The organism is Tessaracoccus lacteus (assembly GCF_029917005.1).
GTDB classification, from domain to species: domain Bacteria; phylum Actinomycetota; class Actinomycetes; order Propionibacteriales; family Propionibacteriaceae; genus Arachnia; species Arachnia lactea.
In genome coordinates this window covers 627373-642831 of record NZ_CP123967.1, presented here as the reverse complement: position 1 = coordinate 642831, position 15459 = coordinate 627373, and the positions used below count along the sequence as shown (strand labels likewise).

General features: G+C 68.8%; 13 protein-coding genes. 7 read left to right on the top strand and 6 right to left on the bottom strand.

What is annotated here, in order from left to right:
- Window positions 1-11 precede the first annotated feature (11 nt).
- Genes QH948_RS02860 through QH948_RS02850 form a run of 3 tightly spaced genes read right to left on the bottom strand, consistent with a single transcriptional unit; the run spans window position 12 to window position 3177 of the window.
- The gene (locus QH948_RS02860; protein ID WP_281145439.1) at window positions 12-887 is read right to left on the bottom strand and encodes a carbohydrate ABC transporter permease; all 876 of its coding nucleotides are present in this window, start codon (window positions 885-887) and stop codon (window positions 12-14) included.
- Window positions 884-1888 (bottom strand): carbohydrate ABC transporter permease, encoded by a 1005-nt coding sequence (locus tag QH948_RS02855; protein ID WP_281145438.1) that lies wholly within the window; start codon window positions 1886-1888, stop codon window positions 884-886. Before QH948_RS02855 ends, QH948_RS02860 begins: the two co-directional genes overlap by 4 nt.
- A complete protein-coding gene (locus tag QH948_RS02850) occupies window positions 1888-3177 on the bottom strand; it encodes an extracellular solute-binding protein (RefSeq protein WP_281145437.1) in 1290 nt (429 codons plus the stop codon). The genes QH948_RS02855 and QH948_RS02850 overlap by 1 nt, the downstream gene beginning before the upstream one ends.
- A 156-nt stretch (window positions 3178-3333) precedes the next feature.
- Here QH948_RS02850 and QH948_RS02845 point away from each other — a divergent pair, with 156 nt between their 5' ends.
- From QH948_RS02845 to QH948_RS02830, 4 genes are all read left to right on the top strand, one after another.
- Complete coding sequence (locus tag QH948_RS02845) at window positions 3334-4359, top strand: LacI family DNA-binding transcriptional regulator (protein WP_281145436.1); 1026 nt, start codon at window positions 3334-3336, stop codon at window positions 4357-4359.
- A 78-nt stretch (window positions 4360-4437) separates the two neighbouring features.
- Window positions 4438-6300: a translational GTPase TypA gene (gene typA / locus QH948_RS02840; protein ID WP_281145435.1), complete on the top strand. Its 1863-nt coding sequence runs from the start codon at window positions 4438-4440 to the stop codon at window positions 6298-6300.
- A gap of 204 nt (window positions 6301-6504) precedes the next feature.
- Window positions 6505-7161, top strand: a complete 657-nt coding sequence (locus tag QH948_RS02835; protein WP_281145434.1) for a PadR family transcriptional regulator — start codon at window positions 6505-6507, stop codon at window positions 7159-7161.
- 82 nt (window positions 7162-7243) lie between these two features.
- Entirely contained in the window at window positions 7244-8140 is an 897-nt protein-coding gene (locus tag QH948_RS02830; protein WP_281145433.1) for an EamA family transporter, read from the top strand.
- A gap of 3 nt (window positions 8141-8143) precedes the next feature.
- Here QH948_RS02830 and ppk2 read toward each other — a convergent pair whose 3' ends face one another.
- Window positions 8144-9061 carry a polyphosphate kinase 2 gene (gene ppk2, locus QH948_RS02825; RefSeq protein ID WP_281145432.1) on the bottom strand — a complete coding sequence of 306 codons (918 nt, stop codon included), beginning with the start codon at window positions 9059-9061 and terminating at the stop codon, window positions 8144-8146.
- Window positions 9062-9150: 89 nt separating this feature from the next.
- Here ppk2 and tpx point away from each other — a divergent pair, with 89 nt between their 5' ends.
- A complete protein-coding gene (gene tpx, locus QH948_RS02820) occupies window positions 9151-9648 on the top strand; it encodes a thiol peroxidase (RefSeq protein ID WP_281145431.1) in 498 nt (165 codons plus the stop codon).
- 2 nt (window positions 9649-9650) lie between these two features.
- Here tpx and QH948_RS02815 read toward each other — a convergent pair whose 3' ends face one another.
- Window positions 9651-10958 (bottom strand): acyltransferase family protein, encoded by a 1308-nt coding sequence (locus tag QH948_RS02815; protein WP_281145430.1) that lies wholly within the window; start codon window positions 10956-10958, stop codon window positions 9651-9653.
- A gap of 22 nt (window positions 10959-10980) precedes the next feature.
- Window positions 10981-11994, bottom strand: coding sequence for a LacI family DNA-binding transcriptional regulator (locus tag QH948_RS02810; RefSeq protein WP_281145429.1), 1014 nt, complete (start codon window positions 11992-11994; stop codon window positions 10981-10983).
- Window positions 11995-12153: 159 nt separating this feature from the next.
- Between QH948_RS02810 and QH948_RS02805 the strand changes: the two genes are divergently transcribed.
- Together QH948_RS02805 and QH948_RS02800 are read left to right on the top strand one after the other, a co-directional pair.
- A complete protein-coding gene (locus QH948_RS02805) occupies window positions 12154-14142 on the top strand; it encodes a beta-galactosidase (RefSeq protein ID WP_281145428.1) in 1989 nt (662 codons plus the stop codon).
- Between the two features lie 31 nt (window positions 14143-14173).
- Window positions 14174-15430: a sugar ABC transporter substrate-binding protein gene (locus QH948_RS02800; RefSeq protein ID WP_281145427.1), complete on the top strand. Its 1257-nt coding sequence runs from the start codon at window positions 14174-14176 to the stop codon at window positions 15428-15430.
- The last annotated feature ends 29 nt before the right edge of the window (window positions 15431-15459 follow it).

Genomic DNA, 15459 nt, shown 5'->3' with positions numbered 1-15459 from the left:
GAGCGGGCGGGTCAGCCCTTGACGGCGCCCGACAGGCCGCCGACGATGCGGCGCTGCATGGCGAGGAAGAAGATCATGGCGGGGACCATCGACAGGCTGGTGAAGGCGAACACGCCTGCAGTGTCGGAGGAGTACTGCGTCGAGTAGTCCGCGACGCCGAGCGGCAGCGTGCGCATGTCGCCCTGGAGCAGCAGCAGCGGCAGCAGGTAGGCGTTCCACGAGTTGACGAACGCGAGCACGCCGACGGTGACGAGGCCCGGGCCGGACAGCGGCAGCATCATCCGCCAGAAGACCGTGATGCGGCCCGCGCCGTCGATGGATGCGGCCTCTTCGATCTCGGCGGGGATCTGCTGCAGGAACGGGCGCAGGATCACGATGGTCATCGGCAGCGCGAACGCCGCCTGGGGCAGCGCGACGCCGAACCAGGTGTTGCTCATGCTGAGGTCCCTGGAGATGATGATGAACAGCGGGATGACGGCGACGGTCGCTGGGAACAGCAGGCCTAGAACGAAGACCATGTAGAGGGCCTCGCGGCCACGGAAGCGGTAGCGCGACAGCGGGTAGGCCGCCATCAGCCCGCACACCACCACGAGCGCGGTGGTCAGCAGCGCGATGGCCAGCGAGTTGAGGCCGTAGGTCCAGAAGCGGCCGTCGGCGAGCACGCGGGCGTAGTTGTCCCAGACCCACGGGTCGGGCAGGCCAGCCGGGTCGGCGGCGAGCTGGGCGTTGGTCCGGAAGCCGCCGAGGATCGCGTACAGCACGGGGCCGAGCGAGAACCCGACGACGATCAGGATGACGAGGCCGACGAGCGGGTTGAAGCGCTTCCGGCGCGATGCCGTCTTCGTCGGCTCGGAGTGGGCGGGGGCGGTGAGCGTGGCAGTGGTCATCGGCGGGCCGCCTTGTCGGCGTAGTCGGGGTTGTCGCGTCGCAGGATGAAACGCTGGTAGACCAGCGCGAGGGCGAGCGCGACGACGAACAGGATCACGGAGGCGGCGCCGGCGATGCCGTAGTTGGAGCGCCGGGTGCCCTCGTTGATGAGGAAGGTCGCCATGGTCATGGTTGAGTTGGCCGGGCCGCCCTTGGTGAGGATCCAGACCATGTCGAACAGCTGCAGCGAGCCGACCATGGACAGGAAGCCCCAGGTGCGCAGCGTGGGGCCGAGCAGTGGCAGCGTCACGTAGCGCTGCGTCTGCCACCAGGTGGCGCCGTCGATCTGTGCCGCCTCGTCGAGCTCTGCCGGTACGCCCTGCAGGCCGGCGAGGAACAGGATGATGGCCAGGCCGAGGTACTTCCAGGTCAGGACGACCATGACGGTCCACATCGCGTACTTCGGGTCTCCGAGGAAGCCCTGTTCGGGACCCTGGATACCGACCATGCCGAGGATGGAGTCGATGACGCCGTACTGGGGCTGGAGAAGCTGGAACCACACGACGCCGGCGATGACCTCGGCCAGCACGTAGGGGACGAAGACGATCATCCGGAGGATGCCCTGGAACCGCATCTTGCGGTTGAGCAGCAGCGCGACGGCGATGCCGACGGGCAGCTGGATCACGATGGACATGACGACGACGAACAGGTTGTTCAGCAGCGCGCCGATGAAGACGTCGTTTGTCAGCACCGACACGTAGTTCTTGAGGCCGACGAAGTCGACCAGCGGGCCGAAGCCCTTCCAGCGGAAGAACGAGAATTCGACGGCCCGGATCATGGGCCACACGATGAACATGAAGAACAGCACAAGGGCGGGGGCGGTGAAGCCGATCACCTCGAGTGCCATCCGCCAGTCGCGGGGTCGCCGGGTCCGGGCCGGGGAGGCCGGGCGCTGCTCAGAGCGCCCGGCCGCCGCGACGCCCGCACCAGTCGACTCGACAGTGGTGGGGGACGTCATCATCACTTCTCCGCGTCAGCCGCCTGCTGGGTGGCGTCCACGATGTCCTGCGGGGAGGCCTGGCCGGCGAACATCAGCGCGATCGCGTCGTTCATCGCGCCGCCGACCGACGTGCCGAACGCCGTGTCGAAGTAGAGCTGGACGCGGGCCGCGTTGTCACGGACCGCAAGGAGGTCGGCCAGCGCCGGGTCGGTGACGTACTGCGAGGCGCTGGGGTTGGTCGGCAGGCCCATGTCGTTCTCGGCGAACGTCTTCTGCACCTCGTCGGAGAGGAGGTACTTGATCAGCTCGGTCGCCTCGTCGGGGGCGTCCGCCGGGGAGGCCCACGCGTCGCCTCCGCCGAGGGCGGAGGTCGGGTCGCCGGCCTGGCCGTCGAACGAGGGGAAGGCGAACCAGCCGGTGGCGTCGCCAAGGCCCTTGCCGTCCTCGGTCAGTCCCTGCATCACGCCGGGCTCCCAGTGACCGGCGAGCTCCATCGCGACCTTGTTGGTCGCGAGCAGGCCGGAGGCCGAAGTCGGGCCGGTCTGCGCCGGGGTGTTGAGGAAGCCCGCATTGAACGGCTCGGCCGCGACGAGCTTCTCGAGCTGCTCACCCGCGGTGACGAAGCACTGGTCGGAGAAGTCGAGGGTCTTGACGGCGTCGTCGAGGACGGCGGAGTCGCAGGCGCGCAGCGCGAAGTAGTACCAGTAGTGGGCGGCGGGCCACTTGTCGCCGGCGCCGACCGAGATCGGGGCGATGCCCGCGGCCTTGAGCTTGTCGATCGCGTCGTACATCTCGTCCCACGTCTTCGGGGCCTCGGTGATGCCGGCCTCGGCGAACATGTCGGTGTTGTACCAGAAGCCGACGACGCCCATCGAGAACGGCAGGGCGTAGGTCTGGCCGTCGACCTGCCAGCCGGAGACGTTGCCGCCCAGCTTCGCGATCTCGTCGGAGGCGGACTCCGTGACGTCCTTCACCAGGCCCGCGTCGACCTTGTCGGCCAGCTCGCCGCCGCCGCGCTCCATGTAGACGTCGGGAGCGTCGCCCGACTGCCACGCGGCCTCGAGGCGCGTGAGCATGTCCTCGTGCGCCATCGCCGTGACCTCGACGGTGACGCCGGGGTGCGCCTCCTCGAAGTCCTTCGCGACCTGGTCGTAGACGCTCTTGCCCGGCTCGTTGTTGGAGTTGTGCCACCACGTGAGGGTGACGTCCCCCGCGGCACCGTCCGTGGTGCTCGTGTCTGAGGCCGAGCCGCCGCACGCCGACAGGGCGATCGCGGCGGCCGCACACAGGCCAAGGATCTGCTTCTTCATTGAAACCTCCAGTTGGTGTTCGCGAAACATTTCGCGAAACGCTGATACTTTGTATCGTAGCGAAACCATATAGCAAGTCAAGCCCTGAAGACACGACGACGAGGGTTGTTACCGCTCCGGTGCCATCCCCCGAAACCGTTTCGGTATGCTGGGCCCGTGCCGAACCCTTCCACGCCCCGCCTCGAGGCGGTGGCCGCGCTCGCGGGAGTCTCGCGAGCCACAGCCTCCAAGGCCCTCAACGGCCGCAGCGACGTCTCCCCCGAGACGCGTGCCCGCGTGCTCGCCGCGGCCGAGGAGGTCGGCTACCGCGGCGGAGCCGGCCACGTCGACACACCGCTGATCGCCCTTGTCGCCGACAACCTCGAGACGACCTACACGCTCGACATCATCAGAGGCGCGACCACGACGTCGATGGAGCTGGGCGTCGGACTCGTGACCCACTACTCCGAGGGACCGCACCCCGGCACCGCCCCGCTCAGCGACGCCTGGTTCGAACTCGTGAAGGCCAGCCGCTGGCTCGGCGTCATCGTCGTGACGACCCGTCTGTCGCCCCACCAGCTCCAGCTGATCGAGAAACTGGGACTGAAACTCGTCGCGATCGACCCGGCCAACGCACTGCCCGCCAGCACCGCCTCTATCGGCGCCACGAACTGGAACGGCGGCGTCGAGGCCACCAGCCACCTCATCGCGCTCGGACACGAGCGGATCGCCTTCGTCAACGGCACCACGGGATCCGTGCCGTCCTCCGAGCGCCTCCAGGGCTACCTGTCGGCGTTATCGATGCACGACCTCCCGCACGACCCGACGCTCGTGGTCGGCGACTCCTTCAGCCACGAGGCAGGCGTCGCCGCCGGCCTGAAGCTGCTCGGCCTGCCGGCCCACCGTCGGCCGACGGCGATCTTCGCGGCGAGCGACATCATCGCCATGGGCGTCTACCAGGCGGCCCGTCAGCTCGGACTGCGGATCCCCGACGATCTGAGCATCGTCGGCTTCGACGACACCCACCTCGCCACGCTCGTCAGCCCGCCCCTGACCACCGTCCACCAGCCGCTGGCGGCCATGGGCTCGGCCGCCGTCCGCTCGCTCGTGGACATCGCGCACGGCCGACCGGTCACCGGCGGCCCCATCCGGCTCGCGACCCGCCTCATGGTCAGGGACTCCACAGCCGCCCCGCGTGGCTGAGCCCGGCCGTTAGGGCATCCGCCCTCGCGGGCTTACACTTTCCGATGGCCCATTTTCTACATCGGGAGTCCACCACCCATGCCCATCCGCCAAGACCTGCGTAACGTCGCGATCGTCGCACATGTCGACCACGGGAAGACGACCCTCGTCGACGCCATGCTCTGGCAGTCCGGCGCGTTCCGCGAAGGCTCCGACGTCAACAACCGGGTCATGGACTCGATGGACCTCGAGCGCGAGAAGGGCATCACCATTCTCGCGAAGAACACCGCCGTCAAGCACATCCGCCCCGACGGCACCACCGGCACCATCAACATCATCGACACCCCGGGACACGCCGACTTCGGCGGCGAGGTCGAGCGCGGACTCGAGATGGTCGACGGGGTCGTGCTGCTGGTGGACGCATCCGAGGGCCCGCTGCCCCAGACGCGCTTCGTGCTGCGCAAGGCGCTGGCGAAGAAGCTGCCGATCATCGTCGTGGTCAACAAGGTCGACCGCCCCGACGCCCGCATCTCCGCGGTCGTCGAGGAGACCTACGACCTGTTCATGGACCTGCTCGACGACGACAACGCCGACGTGCTCGACTTCCCGATCATCTACGCCTCCGCCAAGGCAGGACGCGCCTCGCTGACGCAGCCCGCGGACGGCGAGATGCCGGACAGCGAGAACCTCGAGCCGCTGTTTCGCACCATTTACGACCACATCCCCGCCCCCACCTACGAGGAGGGGGCCACGCTGCAGGCACACGTCACCAACCTCGACGCCTCGCCGTACCTCGGCCGCCTGGCCCTGTGCCGGATCGTGGCCGGCGAGATCCACCGCGGCCAGGTCGTCGCGTGGTGCAAGGCCGACGGGACCGTCAGCAACGTCAAGCTGTCCGAGCTTGTGATCACCGAGGCCCTCGACCGCGTGCCGGCCGAGAAGGCCGGCCCCGGCGACATCGTGGCCATCGCGGGTATTTCCGACATCATGATCGGCGAGACGCTCTCCGACCCGGAGAACCCGAAGCCGCTGCCGCTGATCCACGTCGACCAGCCGTCGATCTCGATGACCATCGGCATCAACACCTCCCCGCTCGCGGGCAAGTCCGGCAAGAACCTGACCGCCCGCCTGCTGAAGGCCCGCCTCGACCAGGAGCTGGTCGGCAACGTCTCCATCAGGGTCCTCCCCACCGAGCGCCCCGACACCTGGGAGGTGCAGGGTCGTGGCGAGCTGCAGCTCGCGATCCTGGTCGAGATGATGCGTCGTGAGAGCTTCGAGCTCACCGTCGGCAAGCCCGTCGTGGTCACCCGCACGATCGACGGCAAGCTGCACGAGCCGGTCGAGCGCCTGACCGTCGACATCCCCGAGGAGTTCGTCGGCGTCGTGACGCAGCTCATGGGGCTGAGGCGCGGCACCATGGCGCAGATGGTCAACCACGGCACCGGCTGGGTCCGCATGGAGTTCATCGTCCCGGCCCGCGGCCTGATCGGCTTCCGCACGGAGTTCCTGACCGAGACGAGGGGCACGGGCATCATGAACCACGTCTCCGAGGGGTACGCCCCCTGGGCCGGCGACTTCCGGACCCGCCCGACCGGCTCCCTCGTGGCCGACCGGACCGGCGTGGTGACCAGCTTCGCCCTGTTCAACCTGCAGGCCCGCGGCACCATGTTCGTCTCCCCCGGTGACGAGGTCTACGAAGGCATGATCGTCGGCGAGAACCCGCGCGCCGAGGACATGGACATCAACCCCACCAAGGAGAAGAAGCTCAACAACATCCGCTCCTCGACCGGCGAGGAGCTGGAGCGCCTGATTCCCGCCAAGAAGCTCTCGATGGAGCAGCAGCTCGAGTTCTGCGGTGGCGACGAGTGCCTCGAGGTGACCCCTGCCGTCGTGCGCATCCGCAAGGTGCACCTGAGCGCCAACGACCGCGCCAAGGCGAGGCGGGGACTCAAGAACCAGTGACCCTGCGGGGGTTCACCCTCGATACCGCGCGCGGCGACAAGTTTGCTCTTGTCGTCGCGCGCGTTGCGTGTCACGGTTGAACAAGGCACTCCGTTCATCCTGAGCGACCTATCTAGATACATCTTTGACATATCTAGATAGTTCGCTCATACTGGTGTTGTCGGCGCAGCTGAGCGCCGGAAGACAACACTTAAGGAGTCAGTCATGGAATACGCCATGCACCACCCGTTCATGGGACGTCGCCCCCAGATGCGCGACCTTTTCGCAGCCAACGAGACAGCCGACGACCGTCGCGGCCCCCGCGGCGAGGACCGTCGGGGCGGAGGCCGCGGACACCGCGGTCACGGTCGCGGCATGGGCCCCGGCTTCGGCATGGGCCCGGGCTTCGGAGGCCCCGGCTTCGGCGGTGGCCGTCCCGGCGGCCGCAAGCGTCGCGGCGACGTCCGCCTCGCGGCCTTGCTGCTGATCGCGGAAGCCCCGCGCAACGGCTACCAGATCATCCAGGAGATCGAGTCCCGCAGCGAGGGCAACTGGAAGCCCAGCCCGGGCGCGATCTACCCCGCGCTGAGCCAGCTCGAGGACGAGGGCCTCATCCGGGCCGCCGCCTCCGAGGCCGGCAAGCTCTTCGAGATCACCGAGACCGGCGCCGCCGAGGCCGAGGCCGCCAAGGACCGTCCCGCCCCCTGGGAGAACCAGGGCGACGAGAAGGATCCCGTCCACGCCCTCATGCTGAGCGTCCGCCAGGCCGGCCAGGCCGCAATGGCCATCGCGCAGTCCGGCAACCCCGAGCTGATCGCCAGGGCCGCCGCCGAGCTAGACGAGCTCAAGCGACGCCTGTACCAGCTGCTCGCCGAGAACTGATCCACGGCCGGGCCGCATGTCGGCGGTCCACGCCTGGACCGATGGCCTCACCGGTCGTCCGATGAGGAGCACACTGGCCCCCATGCCGCTCCGCTCCTCCCTCGCCGCAGTTCTGGTCGCCGTGATCTGGGGCATCAACTTCGTCGTCATCGACCTGGGGCTCGACGGCATGCCGCCCACCCTCTTCGTAGCGCTGCGCTTCGTCGCGGTGCTCGTCCCCGCCATCTTCCTCGTCCCGCGTCCGGTAGCGCGGGCGCGGGACGTTGTGCTGATCGGGTGCTTCATGAGCCTCGGGCAGTTCAGCCTCCTCTACACCGCCATCGCGCTGGGCATGCCCGCCGGCATCGCGTCGCTGGTGCTCCAGGCTCAGGTCGCGCTAACCGTCGTGTTCGCGGCCCTCGCGCTGCGCGAGCGCCCCACCCGCGCCCAGCTCGTCGGCGTGCTGATCGGGGCGTCGGGACTGCTGATCGTCGGGCTTGGCCGCGGAGCGGCGACCCCGGCCGTCGGGTTCCTCGTCACGCTGCTCGCCGCGACGTCGTGGGCCATCGGTAACGTCATCGCGCGCCGCGCGGGGGCCACCGCCGGGGCCGGGCCCCTGTCGGGCCTCTCCATGACGGTCTGGTCGGCGCTGGTGGTCCCGCTCCCGCTGCTGGGCCTGTCGCTCGTCCTCGACGGGCCGGGCGTCGTCTGGGCGTCGCTGACGCACCTGACGACGGCGCAGCTGCTGTCGACGGCCTACACGGCGTGGCTGGCGAGCCTGGTGGGCTACGGCATCTGGAACACGCTGCTTGCACGGCACCCCGCGTCGTCGGTGGTGCCGTTCACCATGCTCGTGCCGCCCGTCGGCATGCTGGCCGCGTGGCTAATCGAGGACGAGACCCCGGCGCCGCTGGAGGTGGTCGGCGGCGTCGTCCTGCTGCTCGGCGTCGCGGTCACGACGGGCGTGCTGCACCGTCGCAGCTTCAGCCGGGCCGCCTGACCGTCAGAGCGGCGAGACCTCGCTCTCGGGCGCCGCGTGGTTGCGGCGCCCGAACTGCACGATCTCCGGGTCGACGATGCCGATGGCGTCGACGTCCTTACCGTCGTAGTCGTGGAGGCTGAGGAACAGCCGGATGGCGTTGAGGCGGGCGCGCTTCTTGTCGTTGGACTTGATGCGGTACCAGGGCGCGAGGTCGGTGTCGGTGTACTTCAGCATGGCGTTCTTGGCCTCGGTGTAGTCCTCCCAGCGGTCGAGGGACTCCAGGTCCATCGGGGAGAGCTTCCACCGTCGGACGGGGTCGATCTGCCGGATGGCGAAGCGGGTGCGCTGCTCGCGCTGCGTGACGGAGAACCAGAGCTTGGTCACGGTCATGCCCGACTCGATGAGCATCTCCTCGAAGACCGGCGCCTGTCGGACGAAGATCTGGTATTCCTCGTCGGTGCAGAAACCCATCACCTTCTCGACGCCCGCCCGGTTGTACCAGGACCGGTCGAACAGCACGATCTCGCCGTTGGTGGGCAGGTGCGCGATGTAGCGCTGGAAGTACCACTGGCCGCGCTCGCGCTCGGTCGGCTTGGTCAGCGCGACCGTGCGGGCGGTGCGGGGGTTGAGGTGCTCGGTGAACCTCTTGATCGCGCCACCCTTGCCGGCGGCGTCGCGCCCCTCGAACAGAATGATGTGCCGGGTGCCGCGGTCCTGGGCCGAGTACTGGAACTTCAGCAGCTCGATCTGCAGCTTCCGCTTGGCCGCCTCGTACTCCCTGCGGCCGAGCAGCTCGTCGTAGGGGTAGCGGTCCCGCCAGGTCTCGACGGCCTTGCCCATCGGGTCGATCAGGTACGGGTCCTCGTCGGACAGCCCGGCGAGCTGGTACCCGTCGGCGACGAGCTGGTCGATGTACTCACGTAGTCCCTGCTGACTCATGGGTCCAGTTTTCCAGCCATTGGTGAACGCCGCCTGAACTCAGCCCAAACGGGCGACCCGGCTGCCCGTTCACCCCATACCCTGGGGCCATGACTGACATCGGTTTCAAGGGATCCACCGTCCACTCCGTCGGCTCGCTGCCCGAGGTGGGCTCCAAGGCCCCCGACTTCGAGGTCACCGGCCTCGACTTCGCACCCATCACCAACGCCGACTTCGCCGGCTCCACGCTCGTCATCAACATCTTCCCGTCGGTCGACACCGGCGTCTGTGCCATGTCGGTGCGCCGCTTCAACGAACTGGCCGCCGGCCTCGACGGCGTCAAGGTGCTGTGCGTCTCCCGCGACCTGCCGATGGCGCTCGGCCGCTTCTGCGGCGCCGAGGGCATCGAGAACGTCACCGTCGCCTCAGACTTCCGGACCGACTTCGGCGAGAAGTACGGCGTCACGTTCGCCGACGGCGGCTTCAAGGGACTGCTCAGCCGTTCGGTGGTCGTGCTCGACGCCGACGGCACCGTCCTCTACACGCAGCAGGTCGCCGACACCGGCACCGAGCCCGACTACGACGCGGCCCTGGCAGCCGTCGCCTGACCTCAACGCCTACGGGGCAGCTTCAGGGTGTCGCGCGTCGACCTCGCCACGCCGGCGGGGCGCGACGCGCGCACCATGAGCACCGCTCCGACCCACAGGCTCAGGACACCCACCGTCGACAGCGGCGCCCGCACGTCGAACATGGCCCCGTGGTTCCACACCAGCATCGACCCGGCGATCATCACGCAGAACGACAAAAGGGCCAGGTCGCGGTCCTGGTGCTCCCCCAACGGCGGGATGAGCCTGAACTCCACCCACCCGACGGCCGGCGCGACGACGGACAGCACCGCGAGGCCCGCCGCAATCACCAACGCCTGCGAGAGCAGGAGCCACGACAGGGACGGCACGAACGTCGAGACCGTCAGCAGCGCCATGCCGCCGATGGCCAGGCACGGGATGTGCCACAGGTAGATCGTCATCGCCAGCGCATTGATGGTTCCCACCAGCTTCTCCGTGCGCGGGCGCATGTTCCTCAGCACCCCTGAGCGCTCGACAAGACCCATCACTGCGGCCTGCGCGACGCCCAGCAGAGCCATCGCCAGCGTCGGCGGGAGGTGGTTCGCAACGGGCATGTTGCCGAAACCCACGGCGCTCGGCGGGTAGCCAAACAGGAACACCAGCACGGCGATGCCGCCCGCGGCCAGCCCGAGCTGGACCCAGGTCCGCGCCACGGGGCCGGTCCGGAACCAGCCCCGCTGGTAGCCGATGCCCAGCTGGTGGCACAGCGGCCAGACCAGGAACATGTTCAGCTCCCCCAGCCCGCGCAGCTGATGGCCGAAGACGCCGCGGTCGACGATGACGATGGCGACCATGAACACGACGAGCACCCAGGCGCCGAACCGGTCGTGCAGCCGGACCAGGAAGGGGGCGAACAGCACGATCACCAGGTAGACGGAGATGAACCACAGCAGCCGCATGAAGTGCGTGCTCGCCTGATAGGCGTAGTCGAAGAAGCCCAGCCAGCCCGCGAGGCTGGCCACCACGGCGAAGAACGTGACGAACAGCGTGAGCCCGCCCGTCAGCCGTCTGCCCCGGTTGGCCAGGTAATGCGAGAACCCGGTGCCGCGCGCATACATCTTGTCGACGATCAACGCGTTCGCGAAGCCCCCGCAGACGAAGAAGGCCGGCATGGCCATCAGGAGCCACGAGGCGAAGAACACCCACGACGGCGGGGACCACTGCGTGATGTAGAGCGACCCGTCGAGGGTCAGGTGAGCGGTGTAGAGGAGGCCGTGAAAGACCACGACGATCAGCACCGAGAGCGCGCGGGTGACGTCGACCGTGTGGTTCCGTCCGATCTCCGCGCTCACCCGGCAAGCATGCCAGAGGCTCTCACGCCGTCTCGCGCACCACCAGCTCCGTCGGCAGGATGACGGAGTCGACCTCGCGCCCGTCGATCCCTGCGAGGACCAGCTCGACCATGGCGCGCGAGATCTCGGCCCACGGCTGCCTCATGGTGGTCAGCGGCGGGTCGTGGCTCTCCGCGAGCCCGGAATCGTCGAAGCCAGCCACCGCGACGTCGCCCGGCACCGAGTAGCCGGCGTGGCGCAGCGCGGTGATGGCTCCGACCGCGATGATGTCGGAGGCCGCGAACACGGCATCCGGGGCCCCGGAACGTTCGAGGATCCGGGCCATCGCCCGGCCCCCGGCTTCGCTGGAGTAGGTGTCCTGTTCCACGAGGGCCGGATCGAACAGTGTCCCCATCTCGGCCCGGAAACCGTCGAGGCGGTAGCGCCCGCCGGGCGTGTCATTCGGCCCGGTGATGATCGCGATGCGGCGATGCCCCTTGTCGAGAAGGTATCGGGTCATGATGCGGGCCGATCCGGCCTCGTCGACGGCTACCGTGGGGATCTCGCTCTCCAGCCCGAGCGGGCTGCCGGTGCTCACCGTCGGCACCCTGGCAGCCAGCAGGGAGAGCAGCAGTGGGTTCGCCTCGTGAGAGGAGATCAGCATGACGCCGTCGACGTGCCCGGCGCGCACGAAGCGCTCGGCGTTCTTCCGCTCTGCCTCGGTGTCGGCGATGACCAGCACGAGTGTCTTGTCGTGCTGTGCCAGCGCCTCGGTGGCTCCCCGCAGCAGTCGCGCGAACGTCGGGTCGGAGAAGAGCAGGTGGTGCGGCTCGGTCAGCAGGAACGCGACGGAGTCGGCGCGGCCGGTTGCCAGCGAGCGGGCGGCATGGTTGGCCGTGTATCCCGTCCGGGCGACGGCGGCCTCCACCGCGGCACGCGCCTCGGGAGAGACCCAGTGACCGCCGTTGAGGACGCGCGAAACGGTGCCATACGAGACACCCGCGACAGCGGCGACGTCCCGGATGGTCAGCCTCTTCGCCTGGCCTTGTCCCGTCACGCAGGGCACTCTACCCCGTTCCTGGGAACCTCCGCCTCCCCTGTAACGGGTCACAGTTTGGTAACGCCACTCGACATCTGCAGCGCTCACATTCTAGTATTGAGAGCGCTGTAACCGGTCACAGTCTGACCGCGCTCTGACCCGAGGATGTGTCTGTCTATGACTTCCATGCCCTGGCTCGGTGGGATCGCCTACGGAGGCGACTACAACCCCGAGCAGTGGCCCCGCCACGTGTGGCGCGAGGACGTTGCCCTCATGCGCGAGGCCGGCGTGAACCTGGTGAGCGTCGGCATCTTCTCCTGGGCGCTGATCGAGACCTCCGAGGGTGTCTTCGACTTCGCGTGGCTCGACGAGATCATCGACCTGCTGCACACCAACGGCATCAGCGTCGACCTCGGCACCCCCACCGCCTCCCCGCCAGCCTGGTTCTTCGCCACGTACCCCGAGGCGCGGGCCGTGAACGCCGACGGGGTCCCGATGGGCTTCGGCGCGCGCGGCATGGCGTCGCACTCCTCCCCGGCCTACCGCGCCGCCGCCACCCGCATCGCGGGAGAACTGGCGCGCCGCTATGCCGACCACCCCGCCGTGGTCATGTGGCACATCCACAACGAATACGGCGTGCCCGTCGGCGAGGACTTCTCCGACGCCTCCAAGCTCGCCTGGCGCGAGTGGCTGCAGGCCCGCCACGGCGACCTCGACGGCCTCAACGCCGCCTGGGGCACCGCCTTCTGGAGCCAGCACTACGGGTCCTGGGAACACGTAGGCGTCCCCGCCACCGCACCGTCGGTCATCAACCCCGGCATGTTGCTCGACTGGGCGCGATTCACCGACCACCAGCTGCGCGAGTGCTTCATCGCCGAGCGCACGGCCATCCGCGAGCACGCCACGCAGCCCGTCACCACCAACTTCATGGCGAACCAGCACGGCGGCTGCGACCTGTGGGCGTGGGCCCGCGAGGTCGACATCGTCTCGGACGACCACTATCTGTGGGCGGCCGACGAGGAGGCCGAGATCGGGCTTGCCATCGCGGCCGACCTGACCCGCTCCGTCGGCGGCGGCAACCCGTGGATCCTGATGGAGCACTCCACGTCGGCGGTGAACTGGCAGCCGCGCAACATCGCGAAGCGGCCGGGCGAGATGGCCCGCAACTCTCTGTCGCACCTGGGCCGCGGCGCCGACGGCATCCTGTTCTTCCAGTGGCGCGCGGGCCGCTCCGGCGCCGAGAAGTTCCACTCGGCGATGCTGCCGCACGCCGGCACCGGGTCGCGGGTGTTCCGCGAGGTCGTCGACCTGGGCGCAAAGCTCGGCAGGCTCGCCGAGGTGCGCGGCTCCCGCGTCGTCTCGCAGGCCGCGATCCTGTGGGACTACGAGTCGCACTGGGCTCAGGGCCTCGAGTGGCGCCCGTCCGAGGACCTCGACGCGCTTGAGCGCACCCGCGCCTACTACGAGCGCCTGTGGCGTGACGGCATCACCGTCGACTTCGCGCACCCCGACCAGGACCTCAGCGCGTACCCGCTGGTCATCGCGCCGGCCCAGTACCTCCTGACGCTGGAGCAGGCCGCGAAGCTCAACGCCTACGTCGAGGCCGGAGGCACGCTGGTCGTGTCGTACTTCTCCGCCATCGTCGATGAGAATGACCGGGTCCACGAGGGCGGCTTCCTGCGGCCCCTCGAGCCGGCGCTGGGCGTCTGGGTCGAGGAGCACCTCCCCATGCGCGAGCACGCCGTCGGCGCCGTCGAGCTCGACGGTATCCAGCTGAACGTCGACGTGTGGCAGGAACACCTCGTGGTGACCGGCGCCGAGGTCGTCGGCGCCTACACCGCGGGCCCCGGCCGCGGCCTGGCAGCCGTGACCCGCAATGCGCACGGCAGTGGCACCGGCTGGTACGTCAGCACGCGTCCCGACGCAGAGGGCCTGCGGGCCGTCATGCGGCGCGTCTACGCCGACGCGGGCATCGTTCCGCTCGACCTGCCGCGCGGCGTCGAGGCCGTCACGCGACGCGGCGAGTCGGCCGACTACCTCGTCGCGATCAATCACTCCGAAACCACCGTCGAGATCCCCGCCGAGGGCACCGACCTCCTGACCGGTGACGCCGTCGCCGGTCGCCTCACCCTGCAGGGCGGCGGCGTCGCCGTCGTCCGCGCCTGACCACAGATAAGAACCGGAAGGAAACACGAAGATGCGTTACCTGAGCATCGGCGCCGCCGCGGTCGCCGCCACCATGCTGCTGGGGGCCTGCTCCAGCGGCTCGTCCGAAACCACCACGACTGCCCAGTCCACCGCCTCAGCCACCTCCGAGGCCCCGATCGACGCCTCGGGCATCGAACTGACGGTCTGGACCGACGAGAACCGTAAGCCCGCGATCGAGGACGCCGCGAAGCTGTTCGAGGGGGAGACCGGCGCGACCGTCACCCTCGTCCAGAAGAACTTCGAGGACATCCGCAACGACTTCATCAACCAGGTGCCGACCGGCGAGGGCCCGGACCTGACCATCGGCGCGCACGACTGGGTCGGCTCGCTTGTCCAGGCCGGTGTGATCTCCACGATCGACCTGGGCGACAAGGCCTCCTCCTTCGAGCCCGTCTCGATCGACGCCTTCACCTACGACTCCCAGCTGTACGCCATGCCGTACTCCCTTGAGACCATCGCCCTGATCCAGAACACCGACCTGGTCGGCGAGGATGCCCCCGCCACGTGGGACGACATGATCGCCGCCGCGAAGGAGGCAGGCGCCGAGCGCCCCGTCGTGATCAACACCGCAGGCCAGACCGGTGACGCCTACACCATGTACGGCTTCCAGACCTCCTTCGGCGCCCCCGTGTTCGTGCAGGACGAGACCGGCTTCACCACCGAGGTCGGCATGGGCGGCGAGGCGGGCACCAAGTTCGCCGAGTGGCTGAGCGCCAACGGCGAGGAGGGCACCGGCTACATCTCCACCACGATCGACTACGACACCAACAACGAGCTGTTCGCGTCCGGCAAGGCCGCCTACACCGTCCAGGGGCCGTGGGCCATCGAGGCGCTGACCGCCAAGGGCGTCAACGTCAAGGTCAACCCCATCCCGTCGGCCGGCGGCGAGACCGCCTCCCCGTTCGTGGGCGTGCAGGGCTTCTACCTGAGCTCCGAGTCCAAGAACGCCCTGGTCGCGCAGGAGTTCCTGACCAACTACCTCGCCACCGATGAGGCTCAGAAGGCCCTCTACGAGGCCGACCCGCGCATCCCCGCGTGGAGCACGCTGGCTGAGGAGGTCTCCTCCGACGCCAACATCGCCGGCTTCGTCGCCTCCTCGAAGAACGGCGTCCCGATGCCGAACATCCCCGAGATGGCATCGGTCTGGGACCTCTGGAACGCCGCTCAGGTGCAGATCATCAAGGGCGCCGACGCCGAGTCGACCTGGACGAAGATGGTCTCCGACCTCGAAGCCGCCATCGGCTGATCGACCACTCAGCGGGGGCGGGCCCATCA

Excerpts from the sequence above, each read along its gene's own strand:
- QH948_RS02860 (WP_281145439.1), bottom strand. The coding sequence starts at position 887 with ATGACCACTGCCACGCTCACCGCCCCCGCCCACTCCGAGCCGACGAAG.
- QH948_RS02855 (WP_281145438.1), bottom strand. The coding sequence starts at position 1,888 with ATGATGACGTCCCCCACCACTGTCGAGTCGACTGGTGCGGGCGTCGCG.
- QH948_RS02850 (WP_281145437.1), bottom strand. The coding sequence starts at position 3,177 with ATGAAGAAGCAGATCCTTGGCCTGTGTGCGGCCGCCGCGATCGCCCTG.
- typA (WP_281145435.1), top strand. The coding sequence starts at position 4,438 with ATGCCCATCCGCCAAGACCTGCGTAACGTCGCGATCGTCGCACATGTC.
- QH948_RS02835 (WP_281145434.1), top strand. The coding sequence starts at position 6,505 with ATGGAATACGCCATGCACCACCCGTTCATGGGACGTCGCCCCCAGATG.
- QH948_RS02830 (WP_281145433.1), top strand. The coding sequence starts at position 7,244 with ATGCCGCTCCGCTCCTCCCTCGCCGCAGTTCTGGTCGCCGTGATCTGG.
- ppk2 (WP_281145432.1), bottom strand. The coding sequence starts at position 9,061 with ATGAGTCAGCAGGGACTACGTGAGTACATCGACCAGCTCGTCGCCGAC.
- tpx (WP_281145431.1), top strand. The coding sequence starts at position 9,151 with ATGACTGACATCGGTTTCAAGGGATCCACCGTCCACTCCGTCGGCTCG.
- QH948_RS02805 (WP_281145428.1), top strand. The coding sequence starts at position 12,154 with ATGACTTCCATGCCCTGGCTCGGTGGGATCGCCTACGGAGGCGACTAC.
- QH948_RS02800 (WP_281145427.1), top strand. The coding sequence starts at position 14,174 with ATGCGTTACCTGAGCATCGGCGCCGCCGCGGTCGCCGCCACCATGCTG.